This window comes from Microcystis sp. LEGE 00066, from assembly GCF_015207925.1.
Lineage (GTDB): Bacteria > Cyanobacteriota > Cyanobacteriia > Cyanobacteriales > Microcystaceae > Microcystis > Microcystis ichthyoblabe_A.
The window spans coordinates 1-6092 of sequence record NZ_JADEVX010000224.1 but is presented as its reverse complement, the minus strand read 5'-3'; the positions used below and the strand labels follow the sequence as shown (position 1 = coordinate 6092).

The 6092-nt window shown below is 36.7% G+C and carries 3 protein-coding genes and 3 pseudogenes; 2 read left to right on the top strand and 4 right to left on the bottom strand.

The genetic code is table 11. From position 1 onward, the window contains the following. Positions 1 to 650 (bottom strand): annotated as a pseudogene (locus IQ224_RS20785) (photosystem II q(b) protein); the annotation flags it as partial. A gap of 177 nt (positions 651 to 827) precedes the next feature. On the opposite strand from IQ224_RS20785, the pseudogene IQ224_RS20770 reads away from it, so the two are divergent. After that, positions 828 to 1870, top strand: a pseudogene (locus tag IQ224_RS20770) (hypothetical protein). A gap of 54 nt (positions 1871 to 1924) precedes the next feature. Next, a pseudogene (locus IQ224_RS20765) lies at positions 1925 to 2346 on the top strand (DUF29 family protein). 26 nt (positions 2347 to 2372) lie between these two features. On the opposite strand, the gene IQ224_RS20760 reads toward IQ224_RS20765, so the two are convergent. From IQ224_RS20760 to IQ224_RS20750, 3 genes are read right to left on the bottom strand one after another with little or no spacing between them, the layout of a single operon-like run. Then, positions 2373 to 3707, bottom strand: a complete 1335-nt coding sequence (locus tag IQ224_RS20760; protein ID WP_002745531.1) for an AarF/UbiB family protein — start codon at positions 3705 to 3707, stop codon at positions 2373 to 2375. Beyond that, positions 3704 to 5305, bottom strand: coding sequence for a PP2C family serine/threonine-protein phosphatase (locus IQ224_RS20755; RefSeq protein WP_002745529.1), 1602 nt, complete (start codon positions 5303 to 5305; stop codon positions 3704 to 3706). The genes IQ224_RS20760 and IQ224_RS20755 overlap by 4 nt, the downstream gene beginning before the upstream one ends. Positions 5306 to 5322: 17 nt before the next feature. Next, positions 5323 to 5934 carry a vWA domain-containing protein gene (locus IQ224_RS20750; RefSeq protein WP_228036334.1) on the bottom strand — a complete coding sequence of 204 codons (612 nt, stop codon included), beginning with the start codon at positions 5932 to 5934 and terminating at the stop codon, positions 5323 to 5325. Positions 5935 to 6092: the final 158 nt, after the last annotated feature.

Sequence of the window (6092 nt, the reverse complement as noted above, 5' to 3'; positions counted from 1 at the left end):
GAACCGTGCATTGCACTGAACAAGGAACCGCCGAACACACCAGCAACACCTAACATATGGAAGGGGTGCATCAGAATGTTATGTTCTGCTTGGAACACGAACATAAAGTTAAAGGTTCCAGAGATTCCTAAAGGCATACCATCAGAGAAGGAACCTTGTCCGATGGGGTAGATTAGGAATACAGCAGTTGCGGCGGATACAGGTGCAGAGTAAGCTACACAGATCCAAGGACGCATTCCTAAACGGAAAGACAGTTCCCACTGACGACCGAGGTAGCAGAAGACACCTAGTAAGAAGTGGAAAATGACTAACTGGTAGGGACCACCGTTGTATAACCACTCATCTAAGGAAGCTGCTTCCCAGATGGGGTAGAAGTGGAGTCCAATCGCGTTGGAGGAGGGAACAACTGCACCAGAGATGATGTTGTTTCCGTAGAGTAGAGAACCAGCTACAGGCTCGCGGATACCGTCGATATCTACGGGAGGAGCGGCGATAAAGGCGATGATGAAGCAGGTGGTGGCGGTGAGCAGGGTGGGGATCATGATGACACCGAACCAGCCGACATAAAGACGGTTGTTGGTGCTGGTGATCCACTGGCAGAACTGCTCCCACAGGGAAGCGCTCTCGCGCTGTTGTAGAGTGGTGGTCATTGGTTTATGATTCCTATTAAGTTATCGAGGTACGATTGATTGATGATGTCTCTATCTTAAGGAGTTTGTATCGGTTTGTAAAGGGGTTTGAAACTATTGTTACTTATACTATTGATAAGCTGAGGTTATGAAATGGGTCGGGTGCGGTCGGGTCTTTTCTGATCTAAGATTGAAGACATGACTCGACAACCTCACGACCAATTTGCCAAACAATACCTAGAAGAATTGCTGTCTCCCCTGGGAAAGGTGGAAGTCAGCAAAGAGGTGGCGGATGAAACCCGTCAGGTGGATATTTTCTTCTCTCCTCACCCTAATATGCGGGGAAATGCTCAATCTTTGGGTCTTTTAGGGCAAATGGTGACAACAAGCACTTTGCGGCTCTTCTCGACTTTGTGTGATAATTTTTGCTTATGGAATCGTGAAATGCTTATCGGGTAACACTTTTAGGACTATTTTGTCGAAGAAACTATCAGTATAGACCTCGTTTCCACACAGAAACCAGAAGAGCCACTTTGCTTGAGCCTTTTCGCAATGCTCCCAATCGAACGGAAATTCGCAACTGTATCTTAAAACTGTTTTCGATTTTCGCTGAACTTCAACAGAAAGGGAAACGGGAAAAAACTGAGTTAAACGAGGATGACTTACCTAGATTATGGATTTTGGCTACTTCTATTAGTTTCCAGATCCTAGAGAGTTTTGATGCTAAATTAGAACTAGAAAACTGGACAGAAGGGATTTACTTTTTATCTCCCTCTCACCGAACGGCAATTATAGCGATTAATCAGTTACCTATTACCCCAGACACTTTACTGTTAAGATTGTTGGGACGAGGGAAAACCCAAAGCCAAGCGGTGAGAGAGTTGCTTGAGTTGCCATCTGGCGATTCCTTCCGTCAAAATGTCATGGAATTATTGATCAGTTGGCGTGTGAGTGTTGAAATTAACAATCTTTTAGAATCAGAAGATAGGGAGGTATTTATGGCTTTATCTCAATCTTATTTAGAGTGGAAAGAGGCGACTAAACGGGAAGGACTTCAACAAGGACTTCAACAAGGACAACGACAAATTATTGAAAATTTAATGCAAGTGAGGTTTGGAGAATTGGATGAGTCTTTAATAAAAGTTGTTGATGAGTTGCTCAAGTTATCACCGATGGAGTCTAGTCGTTTATTATTGGAGTCTTCACGAGAAGATTTAATCAGACGATTCCTCTCTGAATAAGTTAATTATATCTGGCTTGGTTCAAAAAACGACTGAATTGATAATAGGGGCAATATGGAAGAATTGTTAGAATTAAAGGATTTACTTTTGGTAGGAAATATTCCCGATGCCTTGCTCCTGGTAGAGGAAATGACAGAAATGAGCAAGGATGATAAGCTCAATAAGATTTTTAGCTTTAGTATTATTGTTCTATTACATCTGATTAAACAGCAAGCAGAAAAACGCAGTACCCGCTCATGGGAAACCTCTATTTCTAATTCTGTTAGACAGATTCAACGCATTAATAAACGACGTAAAACTGGAGAAAATTATCTAACAATAGAAGAATTAAAGGAAACCTTAGATGATGCTTATTCTTCGGCTTTAAGACAAGGGGCATTAGAAGCTTTTGAGGGTATATATCAACCCGAAGAAATTGAGGCTATGATTGAAAAAATAAAATTATTAATCAAGCAATGGGGTTTATTTTAGGATAGGAGAACTGCACAGAATAATCAGATAGCTAATTAAACCAGTTCAAAATTTTGTTCCAAATAGATGATACGGATGTTGTAAGTTTCTTCCAAATATTATCAAATTTATCCCAAATGTTTTCATCTGGGATAGGTACTGGTGCTTCTTTTGGAGGTTGTTGAGTGAGTTTACCCCAATCTGTTGGAGGTGGTGTTTTACCCGTGTCAAATTTATCCCAAGCACTTGATGAATTGGTTTCAAGTTTTGTCCAGGGATCTGAAGATGTTGTATTTTTTGGACTGGTTTGAGTTTGAACTCCGTTAGGGGAGAAAGTCCATCCTTGACTTGAGGGAGGAGGGTATGGGGATGGAGTAGAATTAGGATTAGATGAAAAACCCCAATTAGTAGGATTATTAACTACAGGAACAGGTGAAGTAACGATTGGAATAGGGTTAGTAGGAGGCACAAAACTCCATTTAACTCCTGTGTAATTGTTGACTAAATTTTCAAGAGTTTGTAGGTTTTCAATATTTGATTGTTGACAAAATTTCTCTAATTCTTGGGTAAAATACACAATCTCAGGAGAAAGATTTTTAAGTTCTTTGAAAATCTTGGATGAATTAGGTTTAATTAGGTCTTTTTCGGAAAATAGTAGCCTTTCTTCTTGTTGTATTTGTTGCCAATAGTTGGGATTTTCTGATAAAACAAGCAATGATAAATAAATTACCATTTCTGAGAAATAGTCAGCTTTTGGACTTAATTTAGATAACTTATTTCTGTTAGGATGTTGATAACCAGGGAGTCCTTTAATATTGTCGGTTGCGTTGCTTAATTGAGGAACATATAAACTATCATAGTCAATTAAACATAGATCACCATTTTTACGCACTATAATATTACCGTGTTGTAAGTCTCCATGAGAAATATTATTTTGATGAAGAATTTTAACCATTTCTAAGAATTTTTCGGCAAAGTTACGGATAGAAGTCGGGTTATTAATATTACTGGATATAAAGTCTTTAAAGCTAATACCATCAACCCATTCCATTCTAATAATGGGAAATCTTTGTCCATTGACTAAAATTCCTTGTTCTTGGTAAGCAAAATCAACAAAATAAGGAAGTTGAACTGTTTTAAGATAGGCATCAATCGCCTTATAACGAATTTTTAGATCCCCTAAATCTTCTATCCAACATTTAAGGGCATATTTTTTAGGATTAGTTTGAATTTCATAAACAACGGCTTTTCCGCCATTATGAGACAGTAAAAAGTTCTGATTTTGCTTTTGCTTAACAGGCTTTCCTTGTTGTAAAATACCATCGTATATAAATCTATCAGGGTATTTTACGACTGTTTCATAGTCAGTTCTAAGCGGATATTTCATTTTTTTAGATACCCCACAAATGTAAATTTAGACCAATTGGGAAGGGAATCAAATTCAAGTTTTTTAAACTTTGATAGTTCGCTTAATTGTCCAAAAACATCCCTTTCTGATTCACTAGCCAAAGTTCTCAGATTTGTCTTGGGTTTTATTTCTATTTCATCCCTTGCACAAGTAGAACATTGATTCAAGATTGCTTGATTAGCATAAAGATCAATCTGAAATTTAATCCATTTGTCTCCTTCTTCTAAAATTAAAACCTGAGATGAGTCAGATAAAGCAAGAATAATAATTTCTTGAAAAGTTTGATCTTTGTAGATTTTATTTCCTTTTTCAAGGTTCATATATTTAGGTTCATATTTAGTGACTTGACTATCAGTTTTTATACTATTTATTTTGTTAGCTGTCTGAGAAATAAAATATAATATGGTCGCAGTGGAGAGTATAGTTAAGAATATATTTAAAGGAATAAAAACAAGGAGAAGATTACGGATTCCATCTATTCCTTTAATTACGGGTGGTTTGTCTTCTCTCAGTTGAGGACTTGAAGAAGAAACTCCTCTCAAATTGCGGTGCGTCATGGGTAAAGATGGCAGAAATTTTAATAATGTTTGTAGATTGGAGCTTATTTTGGCAAAACCAGAAGTATCTTGTAACTTTTGATCAGCAGTATTGTCTTCAGGTTCTTTTTCTACGCTTGAAGAATTGTTTTGATCTTCTTTAGAAGGCTGTTCAGTTTCATAACTTAAAGGTGAAATGATAGGAGTATTTTTTTGATTTTCTTTTCTGGTTTGTGTAGGCAAACTGACGATTTCACGATCACTGACTTCTAAAATCATTAAAGTGACATCATCATTTTTCATTTTTATCGTGCCATTATGTCTAGCAGATTTTACAAAATTCTCAAACTCCTGTTCTGAATTAATGGTAAGTAAAGTTGTTAAAATATCTCTTTGCTGTTCTGTATATTTAAAAATATATTCAGCTAGAGCGTCAGTTGCTAGTACAAAATAAAGCTTATCTGAATGTTGTTTGTATTTTAATTCGATGTCTAAAAACTCTGGCTCATAATCATCATTATTTTTAGAGCGACTTCCAAAATATCCAGGTCTATCATTAAAATTCGTTGATTTTTTCAATAAATAGGTTTGAATTAATTGATTTCCCTGAAAAATAAACAGACAGCTATCGCCAACAATTGAGATTTTTGCTTGATTTTCAATAAATTGTAACCCAATAAAGGTAGATGTTGCTGATTTAGAACGTTCCAAACCATTGTAAATCTCAATCCAGGCAAAATTATTACCGCTTTTTGCTTTTTCTAATTCTGCTCTAACTTCTTCTAACCATTTTTGCTGAATTAGTTCAAGCCATTCTTGCCAATTGTTTTTATCAATCTGGGGATTTTCACAAAAATAATCAACAAGAAGTTTTGACCATATACTTGAGTAAAATGATTGAGTTGCACCATCGGCGATCGCAAAACAATTCTTAGCTTCATTATAGCTAAAATTATCTTGACAACCGCTAATGGTTTCCATCTCTTTATGAGTTCTATCACTGAACCGACGGATGACTGAAACTTTATGATGAGATTCCATAATTAATGACAATAACTTTAGCGTAATGCTCCTTGAGAACCAAATTGAAGAAGTTTAATCAGTGCTTCAGCATCAGCATTAAAGATAAAACCTCTGGCATTAGGTTGAACATTAAAACCCGCATTTTTGGCACTCTCAGCAAGAGGATCAGGAAGCACACTGGAAATATCAAACAAAAAGTTAGCAAATTTATTATTGTTAAAACCAGCATTGTCACTAGGTAACTCTATTTTCCCTGCTGATGCGTTAGAAATATGAGCATTCAAAACAATCACGTTACCGTCACTTGTTTTAAGTTGTGCTAGTTTTTTCGCTTCAGTAGTAGCAGCATTAAAATCATTAGGTTCTCCATCGGTTATATTAATAACAACGGGTGGAAAGCTATCGGGATGATTAGAAATAAATTTTTCTACCCCATTATAAGCCTGTTTAAAGGCTTCAGCCATTGGTGTTCCATTACTTGCAGTCGGTTTCACAAACACTCGCATTACTTCATCCACTTCAACCAACCCACCTGCACCATCAGAGACTTTTCTCTTAAGGGTTGTTGTATTGGGATTTTTAGCCAACTCTGAGGCTTTGTCTAGAAATAGTATATTAATACTTGCTCCATAGCCAACCACTGCCACAAAACATCTGTCTTTAATCTCATTACCCGATCAGCAATTCTCATTTTGAAATAAATAGAGCATTAACCCCGATTTTGGCATGGGCATATAGTACAAAGTAACTATTTTTGAGGAGAGGCGATCACCCAAAAAAACAGTTGGCTGGACAAATTAAGTAT